Consider the following 16716-nt stretch of genomic DNA (forward strand, 5'->3'; position numbering starts at 1 on the left):
CGTGCGCCGGCACCTGGGTCAAGGGCACCAAGGACGGCAGCCCGCGTGAGGTCTACCTCTACCACGTGGTCGACAACCAGTGGTCCATGCGCGAGTACGGCTCCCAGGCGGTGGTGTGGCAGACCGCGGTCAACCCGGTCGTGGCCCTCGAACTGATGGCCGCCGGCGTGTGGTCCGGGGCCGGCGTCCTGGGCCCCGAAGCCCTGCCGCCCCGGCCGTTCCTCGACCTGCTCACCGCGTACGGCACCCCGTGGGGCCTACGGGAGCAGTAGACGGCTTGTTCATGCTCCTGTCCTCACCGCCCCCGTCGCGGTGGCGGACTCGGGGCGCGGCTTCGTGCCTCGCCGCGCCGGCGCACCGCGGCCAGGACGACGCTCAGGACGAGCCCGGCCAGGAGACAGGCCACCCCGGCCCAGAACCTCTGCCCGGGCTGATACCACTGCGACGGCGGTTCCACCCCTTCGGGCGTGTAGACGGCGTACAACGGCTTCGGCTCCACCCACGCCACAAGAGCGAGCACCCAGAAGACCGCGGCGCCCAGGAAGAGGACGGCGGGGACCACAGACCACAGGACCCTCGATCGGGGCAGGAGCCGCTGGGCGCGATGTCCGGGCACGATTCACGATAATCAGGCAGGCGCGCGATCCGCGCTTACCCGGAGGCCACGAGAGCGGGCCCGAGGGGCTGTCCCGTGCTCCCCGCGCACGAGGCTGCCGGTGAAACGGGCCCACGTGGAATGTCGCAGTCGTTCGGCAGGATGAGGCCGCATGGGCCTCAACATCGTCGTCGGCATGCTCGCCGATCTGGACGAATCAGAGTTGGACGAATCAGAGCCGGACGACCTGGCGGGCGATGAGCTGCCTCCTCCGGCCCCGGCGGAGGTGGCCGCCGAGGATCGGCTGCTGAAGGACGTCTATTCGCGGGGACCCCGCTACGGCGTCGAAATCGACGAGGGAGCCCGCATGATCGGTTCCGAGCACGAGGCAGGCTCCGCGTACGACCATCTGGTCCACCACAGCGACTGCGAGGGCTTCTACGTGCCCGTCGACTTCGCGCCCGTGTTCTACGACAAGGAGATGACCGGGGGATGGGTCGGCTCGTCGCAACGGTTGCTGGAGGAGTGCCGGCGCATCGCCGCACGGCTCGGGCTGCCGGAGGACCTCGACCCCTGGGGTGACGAGGTGAGCGCGGCGGTGGAGGCCGACACCGAGGGTGCGGAGGGCCGGCACCGGTACGGCGTGGAGTCGTTCACCTGTCTGCAGGTGATGGCCGCCGCCCGGCACTCCATCGCGACGGGCGCGGCCATCGTCTTCTGCTGACGATCAGCGGCCGAGGTGCCGGTCGAGGAAGTCGCGGACGGTCTCGGCGAGTTCGAGGCGCTGATCGGAAAGGGCGTGGTCGGTGACGAGCACGCGGTGCTCCAGGCGCGGCACCGGATGAGCGGTGTAGGCGGCCGCCACGGGATCGTGGTGCTCGGCGGCGGGGGTGACGGTGTCGCGCCCGGCCGTGCCGACGAGCAGGACCGGCCGGTCCGCGAGCTTCGGGGCGAGCGCGGACAGGCTCCACGCCTCGCCCGCCTCGATCATCTCGTCCACGAGCGCCGCGCCGCTGGTCCCCTTCAAAGGAAGCAGGTCGTCGCCGAACGCCTCGACGTACGCCGCCCGCCGTGCCGCGTCCTCCCGGCAGGCGACCGCGACAGAGCCGAAGTCGAACGCCGACACCGTCGCGACCGCGCTGACACCCGGGTCGGCCGCCGCGGTCGTCAGCGCGGCGAAGCCGCCGAAGCTGTGCCCCATCAGCGCCAGCCGGTCCGGGTCGAGGCGGTGCGCGGCGGCGAAACCCGGCTCGCGTACGGCCGCCGCGACGAGGGCGGCGTCCTCCAGTGCGCCGGCCCACGACCAGGAGCCGCCGACGCCCCAGGACCCGCGGTAGTGGAAGACGAGGGCGGCATACCCCGCTCGGCGCAGATACTGGGCCAGGTCGAAGTTGCGCTCGTGGCCGGGGAAGCCGTGCAGCAGCACGACGACCGGATGCGGTCCCGGCCCCGCCGGCGAGTGAAGGACGCCCAGCAGGGTCTCGCCGTCGCTGTCGAACGTCACGGCGGCGTTGGTCGCGGGTGTCTCGGGGGTCATCCGTCCTCACAGAGATCGAACCGATCGGTACGATCAGAGGCTACTGGGATCGCTCGGCCTCTCTCAACACGCCCCGGCCCCGCCCGCGCCGAGGCGTGGGCGGGACCGCGACGAGGTGCTACCGCATCAGGTCCGGGGCCGCACCGGTCACACGGGCGTAGCCCGCGGGGCGGCTGGTGAAGGCTCCCCTGCCCTGGGTCCGGCCACGCAGCCGGGTCGCGTACCCGAACAGCTCGGCCAGCGGCACGGTCGCGGTGACCACGACGGTGCCCGATCGCGCCGCCGAACCGGTGACCCGGCCGCGTCTGGCCGCGAGGTCGCCCAGCACCCCGCCGACGGCGTCGTCGGGCACGGTGACCGTGACCTCGGCCAGCGGTTCCAGCAGGGCCATCTCACCGGCACGCAGCGCCTCCCGCAGCGCGAGCCGCCCGGCCGTGCGGAACGCCATCTCCGAGGAGTCCTTCGGGTGGGTCGCACCGTCGGTCAGCGTGACCCGCAGGCCGGTCACCGGATGACCCCCGAGCGGGCCCTCGGCGAGCGCGTCCCGGCAGCCGGCCTCCACCGCCCCGACGTATTCGCGCGGCACCCGGCCGCCGGTGACCGTGGACCGGAACACGAAGCCGGCGTCGTGCTCGAGCGGCTCCACGTCGAGCACGACGTGGGCGAACTGCCCGGCGCCGCCGTCCTGCTTGACGTGCCGGTACAGCAGCCCGGACACCCCGCGGACGACCGTCTCCCGGTAGGCCACCCTGGGCCGCCCGACGGCGACGTCGAGCCCGTGGGCGCGGCGCAGCTTCTCCACCGCGACCTCCAGGTGCAACTCGCCCATCCCCGACAGCACGGTCTGGCCGGTCTCGGGATCGGTGCGGACCGACAGCGAGGGGTCCTCGTCGGACAACCTGGCCAGCGCGGTCGCGAGCCGGTCGGCGTCGCCGCTCCCGCGTGGCTCGACGGCCACGGAGACCACCGGCGATGCCGTGACCGGCGGTTCGAGCACGAGCGGCGCCTGGGGAGCACAGAGGGTCGCTCCGGCGCGGGCCGCCTTGACCCCGGCCACCGCGACGATGTCCCCGGCCGTGGCCCGGTCCGTCTCGGTGTGCCGGTCGGCCTGCACCCGCAGGATGCGTCCGATCCGTTCGGTGCGCCGGGCGCCGGCGTCCAGCACGACGTCCCCCCTTCTGATCGTCCCCGAGTACACACGCAGGTAGGTCAGCCGTCCGGTGGGGGCGGCGTGCACCTTGAAGACCAGCGCGGCGAACGGTGCCGCCGGGTCGGCGGGCCGCTCCTGCACGGGCCGCTCCTGCACGAGGGGCTCCTGCTCGGGCCGCTCCTGCACGAGGGGCTCCTGCTCGGGCCGCTCCTGTTCGGGCCCGTCCCACGCGGCGCGTACGGGCGGCATGTCGGACGGTGCGGGCAGGTAGGCCACGACGGCGTCCAGCAGCGGCTCGACACCCCGGTTGCGGTACGCCGACCCGCACAGCACCACCACCGCCTCGCCGCGCAGGGTCAGGTCGCGCAGGGCAGCGGTCAGGGTCGGCGTCGAGATCCCCGGCCGGGCGCAGAACTCCTCCAGCGCCGCCGGATGGAGCTCGGCCACCGTCTCCTCCAGCAGGCGACGGCGTCGGCGGGCCTCGTCCCCGAGCGCTTCCGGCACCGGGCCCTCCGTGACCGTGTCACGGCCGGCGTCCCACACCAGCGACCGCATCCGCAGCAGGTCCACCACGCCGGTGAATCCGTCCTCGCGCCCGATGGGCAGCTGGACGACCAGCGGGGTGACCCGCAGCCGCTCGCGGATCGACGCGACCGCCGTGTCGAGATCGGCCCCGGCGCGGTCCATCTTGTTGACGAACGCGATGCGCGGCACGCCGTACCGGTCGGCCTGCCGCCACACCGACTCGCTCTGCGGCTCCACGCCGGCGACGGCGTCGAACACCGCGACCGCGCCGTCGAGCACCCGCAGCGACCGCTCCACCTCGTCGGAGAAGTCCACGTGGCCCGGGGTGTCGATCAGATTGATCCGGTGGCCGTCCCACAGGCAGCTCACGGCCGCGGCGAAGATGGTGATCCCGCGGTCGCGCTCCAAGGGGTCGAAATCGGTGACGGTGGTCCCCTCGTGCACCTCGCCGCGCCGGTGGACGGCGCCGGCGAGGTAGAGGATCCGTTCGGTGACGGTGGTCTTGCCCGCGTCGACATGGGCGAGGATGCCCAGGTTGCGGATGCCGGTCAGCGGGACGAGGTGATTGCGGTTCAGGTCGGCGCGCATGGCCATGCCCTTCGGGAAGGTTCCTGTGGTGGCGGGCGCGATTGGCCTGACGAGAAGCACCGGCCGGATCCAGGCCGGGCGACGGCCCCGGGCGACGCGATGGCAGGACCGCCGGGGAGACCGGCGGGCGACCTGCGGAGCGGGGCACGTGGAATCGGCGCGCGGGCCTACGTCCGGCTCCCTATCAGCCACAGAGCGGCCACAGACCGGCCGCGAAACGGCCTACACAGCGGTCACGGTGCGCGCCGCCTCGGTCAGGGGTGCGGAGTTCGTCAGGAACGTCCGGTGCCGGCCGCGCGGCGGGCACCGGGGAGCGACGTAGACACCAGGATCACCTCGTGCCGTGACCGGAGGACGACGACCGCGATGCGCTGGCGCATGGCCGACTCCCCTCTCGTGGTCAAGGCGCGCGCCGCGCCGTGGCGGCGCGCATGATCAGTGGCGAGTGTACGGAAGCCGCCCCGGGCCGGAAAGCGGTTTTCCGCGCCGCACGGGTACCTTCCTCGCCCTCGCCTCATGCGGTCAGGCGAGGGCGAGCGGGAACGTGGTGCGTCAGATGACGGCGGCGTCGCCGCTTTTGGTCGGACCGAACGATCCGACGCGACGCGCTCCCATCTGAAGGCTTCCCCTCTGGGGACCGGTCACAGTGACGCCGCCATGGCGCGCAGCCGGGCGTGCGTCCCGCCCATGGGGGCAGCGCCCTTCAGCACGGCCTTGGGCAGCTTGGCGGTCATCGTGTAGACCGTGTCCACGACGTTGGCGACCGGGGTGAGCGCCGCCTGCGAGACGAGCTGGTAGGCGTCGAGCGTGGACAGCCCGGTCTCGGCGGCCAGCCACTTCGTCAGCTCCGCGTGGGCGATGCGGAACGCGTCCTCCAGCGGTTTCGCGGAGCCGGTGGTGATGATGAAGTCGTCGCTCTCCAGGCGGGGCCAGGGACAGGGCATCCCCTTGATCAGGTCGACGATCACGACCGTGTCCATGGCCGTCTCGACCGCGACCCCGCAGGTCTCGCCCTCGCCCTGGCGCGCGTGGCCGTCGCCGAAGGAGAACAGCGCGCCCTCGACGTTGACGCCCAGGTAGCAGGTGGTCCCGGCGCGCATCTCCGGGGTGTCCATGTTCCCGCCCCAGTCGCCCGGCGCGAGCGAGCTGCGCACCTCGCCCAGGGCCGGCGCCACGCCGACCGTGCCGTGCATGGGGTCGAGCGGCAGGTCCACCTCGTACGGCGACTCCAGTGCGCTGTAGCGGACGAGGCGGGCCTGCCTGTCGATCTCGTAGATCCAGGTGCGCTCCGGCAGCGCCTCGTGCAGCAGCGCGGTGGTGCCGGTGCCGGTGAGCGCGCCGAAGAAGGGCACGGTCGTGCTGACGCCGCGCGCCTCCCTCGGCTCGATCGACACGAAGTGGACGGCGAGGGTGTCGCCGGGCTCGGCCCCTTCGATGTAGAAGGGGCCGGTCTGGGGGTTGATGAACCGCGGGTCGCAGACCTCCGAGACCCGGTCGCTCGCCGACCTGACCCGGCCGGCGAAGCAGTCGCGGGTCCAGGTGGACAAGGCCGTGCCCGGTTTGATCGACATCACGGGCGCGGCGCCGCCGAAGGTGTAGGTCAGGCCCGCCGGGTCCGCGTCGGGATCGAGGTCGTACGACACCGTCATCATGTGCTCCTTCAGCCGCGCTCGACCGTGTCCTCGAGGACGATCCGGCCGATGATCTCGTACTTCACCGGGTTGCGGGCCCTGAGGTAGAGGGCGAAGCCGCCGCCGAGCACCGCGAAGGCGAGCACGATGTAGGGGATCAGCTTGAAGAACAGGGTGTTGGACGCGTCGCCCGCCGCCGCCTCCTGGTTCTGGAACAGCAGGAAGACGACGTACAGCATGGCCAGGCCGCCGACCAGCGGGGCGAGCAGCGTGCGCCAGAAGCTCTTCGTCTCCGGGTGCTTCTTCTTCACGTGGAAGAAGCCGATGACGGAGAACGAGCACATCGCCTGCACGATGAGGATCGCCAGCGTGCCGAGCACGGCGAGCAGCGTGTAGATGTGGATGTAGGGGTCCATCCCGGCGAAGAAGAACGCCAGCACGATCACGACCGAGATGCCGGTCTGCACGAAGCCGGCGATGTGCGGCGAGCCGTGCTTGGGGTGGGTGGCGCCGATGGTCTTCGCGGTGCCGGGGAACAGGTTCTCGCGGCCGAGTGCGTAGAGGTAGCGCGAGGCGCAGTTGTGGAACGCCATCGAGCAGGCGAACGACCCCGTGAGGATCAGGATCTTGAACAGGTCGACGGCCCAGGTGCCGATCATCTCCTGCGTGGGGTTGAAGAAGATGCCGGCGAACTCCTTGGCGGCGAGCTCCGGCGCCTTCACGCCGTTGGCCGCGACCACCATCCACGACACGAACGTGTAGAACAGGCCGATGCCGACGACGGAGACGAGCGTGGCCCGGGGGACGATGCGCTTGGGGTCGCGCGACTCCTCGCCGTACATGGCGGTGGACTCGAAGCCCACCCAGGACCAGAAGCACATGAACAGGCCGAGGCCGACCGCGCCGGCGGCCAGGCCGTTGGTCGCGAACGCGTTGATCGGGTTGATCGAGGAGGCCATCAGCCCGTCGGGACCGCCGCCGTGGAACAAGGTCACGACCGCGGTCAGGCCGAGCATGAAGATCTCGGTGACCAGGAAGAGGCCGAGGACCTTGGCGGTCAGGTTGATGTCGAAGTAGGTGAGGATCGCGTTGAGCGCCAGGCCGAGGAAGGCGAACCACAGCCAGTGGATCTCGACCCCGCCCATGGTCTTGAAGGTGTCGCTCGCCTGGTAGGCGAAGAACCCGATGATCGAGGCCTCGAACACGACGTACGCCATCGTCGCGAGCATCCCCGCGACCATTCCGGCGACCTGGCCGAGGCCGTGGGAGATGTAGCCGTAGAAGGCCCCGGCCGCGGTGATGTGCTTGGCCATCGCGGTGTAGCCGACCGAGAAGACGGTCAGCACGATCGTCGCGAACAGGTAGCCTGCCGGGGCCCCCAGGCCGTTGCCGAAGCCGAGCGCGATGGGCACGTTGCCCGTCATGGCGGTGATGGGGGCGGCGGTGGCGACCGCCATGAAGATGACGCCGACCAGTCCGACGGCGTCCTTGCGCAACCGGCTGACGCCCGGGGTCTCGGCGGATGTCGTCACCGCCTGTGTCTCAAAGGTGCTCAAAGCAGTGCCTCCGGGAGACCATGGTGGGGGTGGGGGAGATGTGTGACATGTCACACAAGGTGCGCAAATCGTGCCACTCCATGGTTTGTCCAGGCAAGACCCTTGGTGTTTCGTAGTCCTCACAACGAGAACCGTTGACGTTTAAGGTGTGACCGGTGTCTTATTTGGTCCTACCGATTCACGGACCGATGGGACCGGGATGCTGGACTACGGGCTGTTCACCTATGCGGACAAGGACGAGGTTCTCGAGAAGTCCTCGGCGTACTGGAATCCGGGGAAGACCCAGTTCTGGATCGACTCCGGTGTTCCGCTGGTCATCGACCGCAGAGAGGGCTACTTCCTCTACGACGTCTCCGGTAAGCGCCTGATCGACGTCCACCTCAACGGGGGCACCTACAACCTGGGGCACCGCAACCCGGAGGTCGTGGCCGCGCTGAAGCAGGCGATGGACCACTTCGACATCGGCAACCACCACTTCCCCTCGCTCGCCCGCACCGCGCTGGCCGAGGCGCTGATCACGACCGGGCCCGAGGGGCTGAGCAAGGTCATCTACGCCAGCGGCGGCGGCGAGGCCATCGACATCGCGCTCAAGACGGCCAGGCACGCGACCGGCAAGCGCAAGATCGTCTCCATCGTCAAGGCGTACCACGGCCACACCGGCCTCGCGGTCGGCACCGGCGACGAGCGCTTCTCCCGGCTGTTCCTGTCGGAGCGGCCGGAGGAGTTCGTCCACGTGCCGTTCAACGACCTGACCGGCATGGAGGAGGCCCTGCGGGGCAGGGACGTGGCCGCCGTCATCATGGAGACGATCCCCGCGACGTACGGCTTCCCGCTGCCCGACCCCGGCTACCTGGAGAGCGTCAAGCGGCTCTGCGAGACCTACGACGCGCTCTACATCGCCGACGAGGTGCAGACCGGCCTGATGCGGACCGGCGAGCTGTGGGGCATCACCAAGCACGGCATCAGGCCCGACATCCTCGTCACCGGCAAGGGCATCTCCGGCGGCCTCTACCCGATCGCGGCGGTCCTGGTCAGCGAGCGCTGCGCCGGCTGGCTGACCGAGGACGGCTTCGCCCACATGGCGACGTTCGGCGGCGGCGAGCTCGGCTGCTTCGCCGCCATGAAGACGCTGGAGATCTGCAACCGGCCGGAGACCCGCTCGATCGTCCACCACGCGTCCGACGTCATCGGCCGCGGACTGGAGCGGATCAGGGACGACAACCCGGGCTGGTTCACCGGCATCCGGCAGAACGGCCTGATCTTCGGCCTGGAGTTCGACCACCCCGAGGGTGCCAAGTTCGTCATGCGGCAGCTCTACGACAACGGTGTCTGGGCCATCTTCTCCACCCTCGACCCCCGGGTCCTGCAGTACAAGCCGGGCATCCTCATCGATCCCGTGCTCACCGAGGAGTTGCTCGACCGTACGGCCGTCGCGATCGCACGGGCCGCGAAGGAGGCTGGAAAGTGACGTCCGGGATGCTGGAGCGGGCACGCTGGGCCGCCCGGGCCTTCGCCCGGTACGACAAGGCGAGCGTGGACCGCATCGTCGCCGCGGTGGCCAGGGCCGGCGCGGAGAACGCGACCCGCTACGCCGAGTGGGCCGTGCGCGAGACGGGCTTCGGCGTCGCCGAGCACAAGGCGCTCAAGAACGTCGCCTGCTCCACCGGCCTGGTCGAGGAGTACGCCGGCCACGACTACGTGTCCCCGCGCACGGACGCGGCCCAGAAGATCGTCTCGATCCCCCGGCCGGCAGGGGTGGTGTTCGCGCTGACCCCCTCGACGAACCCGGTCGCCACCGTCTACTTCAAGATCCTTCTGGCGCTGATGACCAGGAACGCGATCGTCATCAGCCCCCACCCGATGGCGAAGGAGTGCTGCGCCGACGCCGCGCGGACGCTCGCCGCCGCGGCGGCCGAGGCCGGTGCGCCGGACGGCGTGATCCAGGTCGTCGAGGAGCCCAAACTGCCGCTGATCGAGTCGATGATGGCCGACCCCAGGGTCGACGTGATCGTCGCCACCGGCGGCACCCCGGTCGTCAGGGCCGCCTACCGCTCGGGCAACCCCGCGCTCGGCGTCGGCCCCGGCAACGTCCCCGTGTTCGTCGACCGCACCGCCGACCTGGAGTCGACCGCGCGGCTGATCGTGGACAGCAAGGCGTTCGACAACTCGATCCTGTGCACCAACGAGTCGGTGCTCATCGCGGAGGACGCGGTCGCCGACCGGCTCGTCTCGCTGATGCGCGGCGCTCACCTGCTGTCGCCCGCCGACCGCGACCGGGTGCGCGAGGCGGTCTTCCCCGGCGGCCGGTTCGACACCCGGTTCGTCGGCAAGGACGCGACCTGGATCGCCCAGCAGGCCGGCGTACGGGTGCCGCCCGGCACCCGCGTGCTGCTCACGCCGATCGACCGGCCCATGCCGGAGGAGCCGCTGGCGCACGAGAAGCTCTGCCCGGTGCTCGCCCTGCTGCGCGTGCCGTCCGCGCGGGCCGGGATCGACGCGGCCAGGGCCGTGCTGCGCATCAGCGGCGCCGGCCACTCGGCCGCGATCCACAGCACCGACTCCCGCACGATCATGGAGTACGGCGCGGCCGTGCCGGTGCTGCGGGTCTCGGTCAACTCCGGCAACAGCCTGGGCGGCTCCGGCGTCCACACGAACCTGCCGATCTCCATGACGATCGGCACCGGCTACGTCGGCGGCTCGTCGGCGGGGGAGAACCTCCAGCCGGGCAACCTGGTGAACTGGACGAAGCTCGCCTACCACGTGGACGCGCCGTTCGGCGACTTCGCCGGGCTCGATCCGTGGTCGCCGCCCGACGGCCCGGTGCCGCGCTACCCCGAGCCGTCCAACGCGCGTACGGCTCCCGCCTCCCCGGCGGCCCCGGCCCCGCAGGCCGACGTGCTGCGCGAGGAGATCAGGCGGCTCATCCTCGAAGAGCTCGCGTCGCTGGTGAGGTCGTGACATGGCCGAGCTGCGTTCCTTCATCTTCATCGACCAGTTGCAGCCGCAGACCATGTGCTACCTCGGCACCTGGATGCGCGGCGCGCTGCCCCGGCTGAACCAGGCCGCGCAGATCATCGAGATCGCCCCCGGGCTCGACATCGAGCCGCTGACCGACGTGGCGCTCAAGCACGCCGACGTGAAGGCCGGCGTGCTGGTGGTCGAGCGGCAGTTCGGCTACCTGGAGTTCCATGGGCAGATCGGGGAGGTGCGGGCGGCGGCCGACGCCGTGCTCGACGCGCTCGGCGCGAGCGCCGCCGACGCCGTGGCGCCCCGCATCCTGGCCTCCGAGATCGTCTCCAGCCTGGACGGGCAGCACGCCTTCCTCATCAACCGCAACCGCGTCGGGTCGCTGGCCCTGCCGGGCGAGTCGCTGTTCGTCCTGGAATGCCAGCCCGCGTCGTACGCGATCCTCGCGGTGAACGAGGCCGAGAAGGCCGCGGAGATCAAGGTCGTGGACTACCGCATGATGGGCGCGACGGGCCGGGTGTACCTGTCCGGCCGCGAGTCCGACGTGCGCCAGGCCGCCGACGCCGCCCGCCAGGTGCTGGGCGACCGGGCGGGAGCGGTGCGATGACCGCGCTCCCGGCCGACGAGCTGCGGCTGCTGGTCCGCGAGGTGCTGCGCGACCTCCTCCCCGCGATCTCCGCCGCGACCGGACCGACCGCGCCCCCGCCGACTGCGCCCCCGCCATCTGTGGCCGGGCCGGCCAGGCCGGGGACACCCGGAAACGCGTCCGCGACCGGCGGACGGGCCGGGCACGTGTCCATGGCCACCGCGCCGGCCGGACACGTGCCCGGTGCATCCGCCGAGACCCCCGGCCGGACGCCCGCGGCCGAACCCGTCGTGATCGTCGGCGACGACGACCTCAACGCGTTCGCGCTGCGGGTCCTCGACCTCGCGGCGGACCCGGCACGCGCCGCCGCCCTGCGGTCGGGACGGCTCCGGTTCCGCCTGGCCGCGCCCGCCTCCGCCTCTGCCGCCGCCCAGCCCGCCCAGGAGGCCGTACGCCAGGAGGTCGTGCGGCACGAGAAGGGGGCCGTCACCGAGCGGCACGTGGCGGCGGCGGCCGCCGCGGGCGCCCGGCTGGTCCTCGGCCGCCGCGCGGTGCTCACGCCGCTCGCGAGGGAGCGGGCCCGCGCCTGCGGGCTCGCCGTGGAGAGGGAGGACTGATGCTGCGCGGCACCGTCACGTCGAGCGTGTGGTCCACCAAGCGGGTCGAGGGCGTCCCGGCCGGCGCGTTCCTCGAAGTCGAACTCGACGGGGGAGCCCGGCTGATCGCCTTCGACGTGCTCGGCAGCGGCATCGGCGAGCGGGTCCTGATCGTGCAGGGCTCGGTGGCCGCCTCCTGGTTCCCCGCTGAGAAGTCCCCGCCGATCGACGCACTGATCATCGGCTCCATCGACGAAACCGTCTAACCGAAGGAGAGGCACATGGCCAACAACGCGATCGGCCTGATCGAGACCAAGGGCTACGTGGCTGCGCTCGCCGCCGCCGACGCCATGGTCAAGGCGGCCAACGTCACGATCGTCGGACGCGAGCAGGTCGGGTCGGGACTGGTGGCCGTCACGGTCATCGGCGACGTCGGCGCGGTCAAGGCCGCCACCGAGGCCGGGGCGGAGACCGCCTCGAACGTCGGCGAGCTGGTCTCCGTGCACGTCATCCCGCGCCCGCACGCCGACCTCGCCCGCGCGTTCAACCTCTCGACCGGTGAGTAGCGCAGCCCCTGCCCCCCGTTCCCGCGCGCGTGCCGCCGCCAAGGCGGCCCCCGCGGAGCGGCGTACGGCCGAGCTGCGGGTCTACCTGCTGGTGGAGAACCTGCGGCGGCAGTTCACCGCGGCCATGGCCGCGCCCACCCGGGCCAGGGGCTACCCGCCGTACGAGGGGCAGCACGCGCTGATCGTGGAGGTCGCCCCCGGCCTCGCGATCGAGCGGGTCATCGACCTCGCCCTGCGCGCCGTGCCGTCCGTCGAGCCCGGCATCCTGTTCGTCGAGCGCCAGTTCGGCGTGCTGGAGGTGCACGGCTCCTCATTGGACGACGTACGGCGGGCCGGGCAGGCGATCCTCGACGGCATCGGCGCCTCGGCGGGCGACCAGCTGCGGCCCCGGATCCTCTACACCGACGTCATCGAGGACATCACGGACCAGCACGCGGTGCTCATCAACCGCAACCGGCAGGCCTCGATGGTCCTGCCAGGGGAGACGCTGCTGGTCTGCGAGATGACCCCGGCTCTGTTCGCGACCGTGGCGGCCAACGAGGCCGAGGCGGCGGCGCCGGACATCACGCTGGTGGACGTGCAGATGATCGGGTCGGCCGGCCGCCTCTACATCAGCGGCCGCTCCTCCTCGGTGCGTACGGCCAGGGACGCCATCGTCCGCGTCCTCGAGTCCGTCGAGGGCCGCGACCACTAGGAATCCGGGGGCGCGGGGGAAGATCTGACGGACACTTCCACAGGACCCTTTAGGAGAACGCATGCAGGTCCACGACCTGTCCGGCGGCGACGACGTCCTCGCCCGCATCGAGGGGGTCGCCCGCCGCGCCCTTCGGCACTACGACGTTTCCCCCGACGCCTCCGTGACGCTGCTCAACGTCTCGGAGAACGCGACCTTCACGGTCGGCGACGGCGGGCGCCGGGCGATCCTGCGGGTCCACCGGCTCGGCTACCACTCGCTGGAGGCCATCGCCAGCGAACTCGCCTGGCTCGACGCGCTGCGCGACGAGGCCGGGATCGTCACGCCGCGCGTGCTGCCCGCCCGCGACGGGTCGCGCGTCGTCACCATGCGGGAACCGGGCTCCGAGCCCCGCCACTGCGTGATGTTCGAGTTCCTTCCCGGCACCGAGCCGGCCGAGGACCGGCTGGTGGAGGACTTCGAACGGCTGGGCGCGCTGACCGCCCGCATGCACCGCCACGCCCGCGCCTGGGCGAGGCCGGCGTCCTTCACTCGCTTCCACTGGGATCTGGACGCCGCCTTCGGCCCGCGGGCGCGGTGGGGCAGGTGGCAGGACGGCGTCGGCGTGGACCGGGAGGCGCACGCCGTGCTCGCCCGGCTCGAGGCCGAGCTGCGGCGCAGGCTGGAGCGGTTCGGCAAGGGCCCCGACCGGTACGGGCTCATCCACGCCGACCTGCGCCTGGCCAACCTCCTCGTGGACGGTCAGGCGGGGACGAGCGTCATCGACTTCGACGACTGCGGCCTCGGCTGGTACCTCTACGACCTCGGCGCCGCCGTCAGCTTCATCGAGCACCGGCCGGAGGTGCCGCACATGGCGGAGTCGTGGGTGCGCGGCTACCGGTCCGTGCTCGACCTCCCGAAGGAGGACGAGGCCGAGATCTGGACGTTCATCATGTTCCGCCGCCTCCTCCTCGTCGCGTGGATCGGCTCCCATTCGGCCGCCGACGTCGCCAGGGAGCTCGGCGCCGGCTACACCCAAGGCAGCTGCGAGCTGGCCGAGCGCTATCTCAGCGGATCACTCTAAGGAGTCCATGTGTTCACCCCAGTGGCCGGGCGGTCGGTCGTCGTCACCGGCGGCAGCAAGGGCATCGGCAAGGGCATCGCGCGGGTCTTCGCCCGCGCCGGCGCGAACGTCCTCATCGCGGGCCGCGACGAGGAGGCGCTGAAGGCCGCCGCCGCAGAGATCGGCGCGTCGTACGTGGTCGCGGACGTGTCCAGGGCCGCGGACTGCGAGCGCGTCGCCGAGACGGCGGCCGAGCGGCACGGCGGCGTCGACGTGCTGTGCGCCAACGCCGGGATCTTCCCCGACAAGAAGCTCGCCGAAATGACCGAGGCCGACATCGACGAGGTCTTCGGCGTCAACCTCAAGGGCACCATGCTCTGCGTCCGCGCGTGCCTGCCCGCGCTTGAGGCGTCCGGCCATGGGCGGGTCATCCTCACCTCCTCCATCACCGGTCCTTTCACCGGCCTGCCGGGCTGGTCGCACTACGGCGCCAGCAAGGCGGGGCAGGTCGGCTTCATGCGCACCGCCGCGATCGAGCTGGCGCCCAAGGGCATCACGGTCAACGCCGTCCTGCCCGGCAACATCCTGACCGAGGGACTGGCCGACCTGGGGGACGACTACCTGCGCGGGATGGAGGCGGCGATCCCGATGCGCCGCCTCGGCTCTGTCGAGGACATCGGCAACGCCTGCCTGTTCCTCGCCACCGACGAGGCGGCGTTCATCACCGGGCACTCGCTGGTCGTGGACGGCGGCCAGGTCCTGCCCGAATCGCAGGATGCGATGAGCGGGTTGTGATCTAATCGGGCCGACCATGCTCTGTCATGGTTCGTCCCTGAGGCGGAAAGGGTGAGCAGGTGTCCCGCGACCTGGATGGCGAGAGCGCGGTCGAGGCGGTGCGGCGGGAGGTCCTTCGGCTCATCACGAGCGGCGAGCTCCGGCCGGGCCAGCGGCTCGGCTCGGAGCGCGAGCTGTCCACGCGCATGGGAGTCAGCCGTACGACGCTGCGCCAGGCGCTCGGGCTGCTGGAGCAGGCGGGCGCGGTGCGCCGGGTGCCCGGCAGAGGCGGCGGGACGTTCGTCAGCGGCGGCAAGGTGGAGCGCGACCTGTCGAGCGTGGTCGGCGTGCCGGCGCTGCTCCGCGAGCAGGGCTTCACCGCGGGGTCGCGGGTGGTCAGGGCCACGATCGCGGGCGCGGACGAGGCGACCGCCGCGGCCCTGGGCATGCAGCCGGGCGACCTGGTGACCGAGATCGTCCGCATCAGGTTCGCCGACGGGGTGCCGCTCTCGCTGGAGCAGGCCCGGTTCCCCGCGCTGCGCTTCCCGGGACTACTGGAGCAGCCCCTCGGCGGGTCGGTCTACGAGCTGCTCGCCGAGCGGTACGGCGTGCGCCCGGCCGACGCGCTCGAACGCATCGAGGCGGTGGCGGCGGGGGAGGAGGAGGCGGCGGTGCTCGGCGTGGAGCCCGGCGTGCCGGTTCTGGCCATTACCCGCACGACCTCCGACGAGCAGGGCCGGGCCTTCGAGTTCTCCCAGGACGTCTTCCGGGGTGACCGCACCCGTGTCCTCGTCCACGTAAGCGGCGCGACCGGCGCCACGCACTCCGCCCGGGAGCAGGGCCGGCTCGTGCGCTTCCCGGAGGTGACGGGGTGACGGCGTACGCGGCTCCCTGGGCGGTGCGGGTGGCGAGCGCGCCCGTCAACTTCGGCGTCTACCGGGCCGACGGGGCGCCGCTGGGGCCGCAGGAGTTGCTCGCGACGATGCGCGAGGCCGGATACGACGGCACAGACTCCGGGCCCATCGGATACCTGGGCACGGCGCCGATCCTTCCCGAGCGGCTCGCGGCGCACGGTCTCGGCCTCGCCGGCGGCTGGGTGGACCTGCGCTATGACGACCCGGACGGCTTCCGCGAGGACCTGGCCGCGCTGGACGCCGCCCTCGACGTGTTCACCGCCGCCCGCGACGCCGCGCTCGGCGGCTCGGAGGGCGGACGGGACGCACGGGTGGCCGGGGCGGCCGATCCGCGCTTCGCGCCGCGGCCGACGCTCGCCTGCCCGGACCGGCCCGAGCGGTTCGCCCGCCCCGGCATGCCGGCCGATCCGAGGCTCTCCCTGCCCGACGGTGACTGGCCGGCGTACGCCGGGCGGATCGATGAGGCGGCGGCCCGCTGCCGCGACCGCGGCCTGGAACCCGTCTTCCACCACCATCTGGGCACCGACGTGGAGACGCCCGAGGAGATCGAGCGGCTGCTCGGCTCGACGGACGTGTCGCTGTGCCTGGACACAGGGCACCTGTGGCTCGCCGGAGGCAACCCCGTGGCGGCCATCCGCGACTGGTCCTCGCGCATCCGCCAGGTGCACGTCAAGGACGCCTCCCGGGACGTCCTCGCCCGGATCCGCGCGGGCGGCGGCGACCTGTGGGACCTGGTCGCGGCGGGCGGCTTCCCGCCACTCGGGCAGGGCGATCTGGACCTGCCCGCCGTGCTGGCCGAGCTGCGGCGGTCGGGTTATGAGGGCTGGATCGTGATCGAGCAGGACGTCCCTGCCTTCCGCGCCTCGGACGCCGAGGCCCTGACGCGGGCCGTCGCCGACCAGCGGGCCAACCGCACCGCCTTCGGCGAGGCCCTCCGCGCCGCCGGCCTCGCCTGATCGCGCTCATGTCAGCCGCCCGTCGCGGGGTGGCTTATT

18 protein-coding genes are annotated in these 16716 nt (G+C 72.0%); 13 read left to right on the forward strand and 5 right to left on the reverse strand.

Annotated features, from left to right (window positions below; all coding sequences use genetic code 11):
- Positions 1 to 272: saccharopine dehydrogenase C-terminal domain-containing protein (locus tag FLW16_RS34675; RefSeq protein WP_396686887.1), on the forward strand; the 272-nt coding region annotated here is incomplete at its 5' end.
- A 23-nt stretch (positions 273 to 295) separates the two neighbouring features.
- Here the strand turns inward: FLW16_RS34675 and FLW16_RS34680 are convergent.
- Positions 296 to 616, reverse strand: coding sequence for a hypothetical protein (locus FLW16_RS34680; protein ID WP_142564673.1), 321 nt, complete (start codon positions 614 to 616; stop codon positions 296 to 298).
- Positions 617 to 767: 151 nt separating this feature from the next.
- Between FLW16_RS34680 and FLW16_RS34685 the strand changes: the two genes are divergently transcribed.
- Entirely contained in the window at positions 768 to 1319 is a 552-nt protein-coding gene (locus FLW16_RS34685) for a hypothetical protein (RefSeq protein ID WP_142564675.1), read from the forward strand.
- A 3-nt stretch (positions 1320 to 1322) separates the two neighbouring features.
- Here FLW16_RS34685 and FLW16_RS34690 read toward each other — a convergent pair whose 3' ends face one another.
- From FLW16_RS34690 to FLW16_RS34705, 4 genes are all read right to left on the reverse strand, one after another.
- Positions 1323 to 2132, reverse strand: coding sequence for a S9 family peptidase (locus FLW16_RS34690; RefSeq protein ID WP_142564677.1), 810 nt, complete (start codon positions 2130 to 2132; stop codon positions 1323 to 1325).
- 118 nt (positions 2133 to 2250) lie between these two features.
- Positions 2251 to 4395 carry an elongation factor G gene (gene fusA, locus FLW16_RS34695; RefSeq protein ID WP_142564679.1) on the reverse strand — a complete coding sequence of 715 codons (2145 nt, stop codon included), beginning with the start codon at positions 4393 to 4395 and terminating at the stop codon, positions 2251 to 2253.
- 641 nt (positions 4396 to 5036) lie between these two features.
- Positions 5037 to 6047 (reverse strand): acetamidase/formamidase family protein, encoded by a 1011-nt coding sequence (locus tag FLW16_RS34700; RefSeq protein ID WP_260615903.1) that lies wholly within the window; start codon positions 6045 to 6047, stop codon positions 5037 to 5039.
- Positions 6048 to 6055: 8 nt separating this feature from the next.
- Positions 6056 to 7558, reverse strand: coding sequence for an APC family permease (locus tag FLW16_RS34705; protein WP_221891425.1), 1503 nt, complete (start codon positions 7556 to 7558; stop codon positions 6056 to 6058).
- A gap of 223 nt (positions 7559 to 7781) precedes the next feature.
- Between FLW16_RS34705 and FLW16_RS34710 the strand changes: the two genes are divergently transcribed.
- The 11 genes from FLW16_RS34710 (at position 7782) to FLW16_RS34760 (ending at position 16677) form a co-directional block, all read left to right on the forward strand.
- Positions 7782 to 9050 (forward strand): aspartate aminotransferase family protein, encoded by a 1269-nt coding sequence (locus FLW16_RS34710; RefSeq protein ID WP_142564681.1) that lies wholly within the window; start codon positions 7782 to 7784, stop codon positions 9048 to 9050.
- A complete protein-coding gene (locus FLW16_RS34715; RefSeq protein ID WP_221891426.1) occupies positions 9047 to 10540 on the forward strand; it encodes an aldehyde dehydrogenase family protein in 1494 nt (497 codons plus the stop codon). The genes FLW16_RS34710 and FLW16_RS34715 overlap by 4 nt, the downstream gene beginning before the upstream one ends.
- Before the next feature lies 1 nt (position 10541).
- A complete protein-coding gene (locus tag FLW16_RS34720) occupies positions 10542 to 11156 on the forward strand; it encodes a BMC domain-containing protein (protein ID WP_079317482.1) in 615 nt (204 codons plus the stop codon).
- Entirely contained in the window at positions 11153 to 11752 is a 600-nt protein-coding gene (locus FLW16_RS34725) for a hypothetical protein (RefSeq protein ID WP_142564682.1), read from the forward strand. Before FLW16_RS34720 ends, FLW16_RS34725 begins: the two co-directional genes overlap by 4 nt.
- Positions 11752 to 11997: a EutN/CcmL family microcompartment protein gene (locus tag FLW16_RS34730; protein WP_142564684.1), complete on the forward strand. Its 246-nt coding sequence runs from the start codon at positions 11752 to 11754 to the stop codon at positions 11995 to 11997. Before FLW16_RS34725 ends, FLW16_RS34730 begins: the two co-directional genes overlap by 1 nt.
- A 15-nt stretch (positions 11998 to 12012) precedes the next feature.
- A complete protein-coding gene (locus FLW16_RS34735) occupies positions 12013 to 12297 on the forward strand; it encodes a BMC domain-containing protein (protein ID WP_079317476.1) in 285 nt (94 codons plus the stop codon).
- On the forward strand, positions 12290 to 12991 hold the full coding sequence (locus FLW16_RS34740; RefSeq protein ID WP_260615906.1) for a hypothetical protein: 702 nt from the start codon (positions 12290 to 12292) through the stop codon (positions 12989 to 12991). The genes FLW16_RS34735 and FLW16_RS34740 overlap by 8 nt, the downstream gene beginning before the upstream one ends.
- A 61-nt stretch (positions 12992 to 13052) precedes the next feature.
- On the forward strand, positions 13053 to 14054 hold the full coding sequence (locus FLW16_RS34745) for a phosphotransferase enzyme family protein (RefSeq protein WP_142564687.1): 1002 nt from the start codon (positions 13053 to 13055) through the stop codon (positions 14052 to 14054).
- A 9-nt stretch (positions 14055 to 14063) separates the two neighbouring features.
- Positions 14064 to 14828, forward strand: a complete 765-nt coding sequence (gene fabG / locus FLW16_RS34750; protein ID WP_142564688.1) for a 3-oxoacyl-ACP reductase FabG — start codon at positions 14064 to 14066, stop codon at positions 14826 to 14828.
- 59 nt (positions 14829 to 14887) lie between these two features.
- Complete coding sequence (locus FLW16_RS34755; RefSeq protein ID WP_139575261.1) at positions 14888 to 15682, forward strand: GntR family transcriptional regulator; 795 nt, start codon at positions 14888 to 14890, stop codon at positions 15680 to 15682.
- Positions 15679 to 16677, forward strand: a complete 999-nt coding sequence (locus tag FLW16_RS34760) for a sugar phosphate isomerase/epimerase (RefSeq protein ID WP_260615907.1) — start codon at positions 15679 to 15681, stop codon at positions 16675 to 16677. The genes FLW16_RS34755 and FLW16_RS34760 overlap by 4 nt, the downstream gene beginning before the upstream one ends.
- Positions 16678 to 16716: the final 39 nt, after the last annotated feature.

Source organism: Microbispora sp. KK1-11 (genome assembly GCF_006874435.1).
Taxonomy (GTDB): domain Bacteria; phylum Actinomycetota; class Actinomycetes; order Streptosporangiales; family Streptosporangiaceae; genus Microbispora; species Microbispora catharanthi.

Bases quoted from the DNA above. Each gene is read 5' to 3' on its own strand.
- FLW16_RS34685 (WP_142564675.1), top strand. From the start codon at position 768: ATGGGCCTCAACATCGTCGTCGGCATGCTCGCCGATCTGGACGAATCA.
- FLW16_RS34690 (WP_142564677.1), bottom strand. From the start codon at position 2,132: ATGACCCCCGAGACACCCGCGACCAACGCCGCCGTGACGTTCGACAGC.
- fusA (WP_142564679.1), bottom strand. From the start codon at position 4,395: ATGCGCGCCGACCTGAACCGCAATCACCTCGTCCCGCTGACCGGCATC.
- FLW16_RS34700 (WP_260615903.1), bottom strand. From the start codon at position 6,047: ATGATGACGGTGTCGTACGACCTCGATCCCGACGCGGACCCGGCGGGC.
- FLW16_RS34710 (WP_142564681.1), top strand. From the start codon at position 7,782: ATGCTGGACTACGGGCTGTTCACCTATGCGGACAAGGACGAGGTTCTC.
- FLW16_RS34720 (WP_079317482.1), top strand. From the start codon at position 10,542: ATGGCCGAGCTGCGTTCCTTCATCTTCATCGACCAGTTGCAGCCGCAG.
- FLW16_RS34725 (WP_142564682.1), top strand. From the start codon at position 11,153: ATGACCGCGCTCCCGGCCGACGAGCTGCGGCTGCTGGTCCGCGAGGTG.
- FLW16_RS34730 (WP_142564684.1), top strand. From the start codon at position 11,752: ATGCTGCGCGGCACCGTCACGTCGAGCGTGTGGTCCACCAAGCGGGTC.
- FLW16_RS34735 (WP_079317476.1), top strand. From the start codon at position 12,013: ATGGCCAACAACGCGATCGGCCTGATCGAGACCAAGGGCTACGTGGCT.
- FLW16_RS34745 (WP_142564687.1), top strand. From the start codon at position 13,053: ATGCAGGTCCACGACCTGTCCGGCGGCGACGACGTCCTCGCCCGCATC.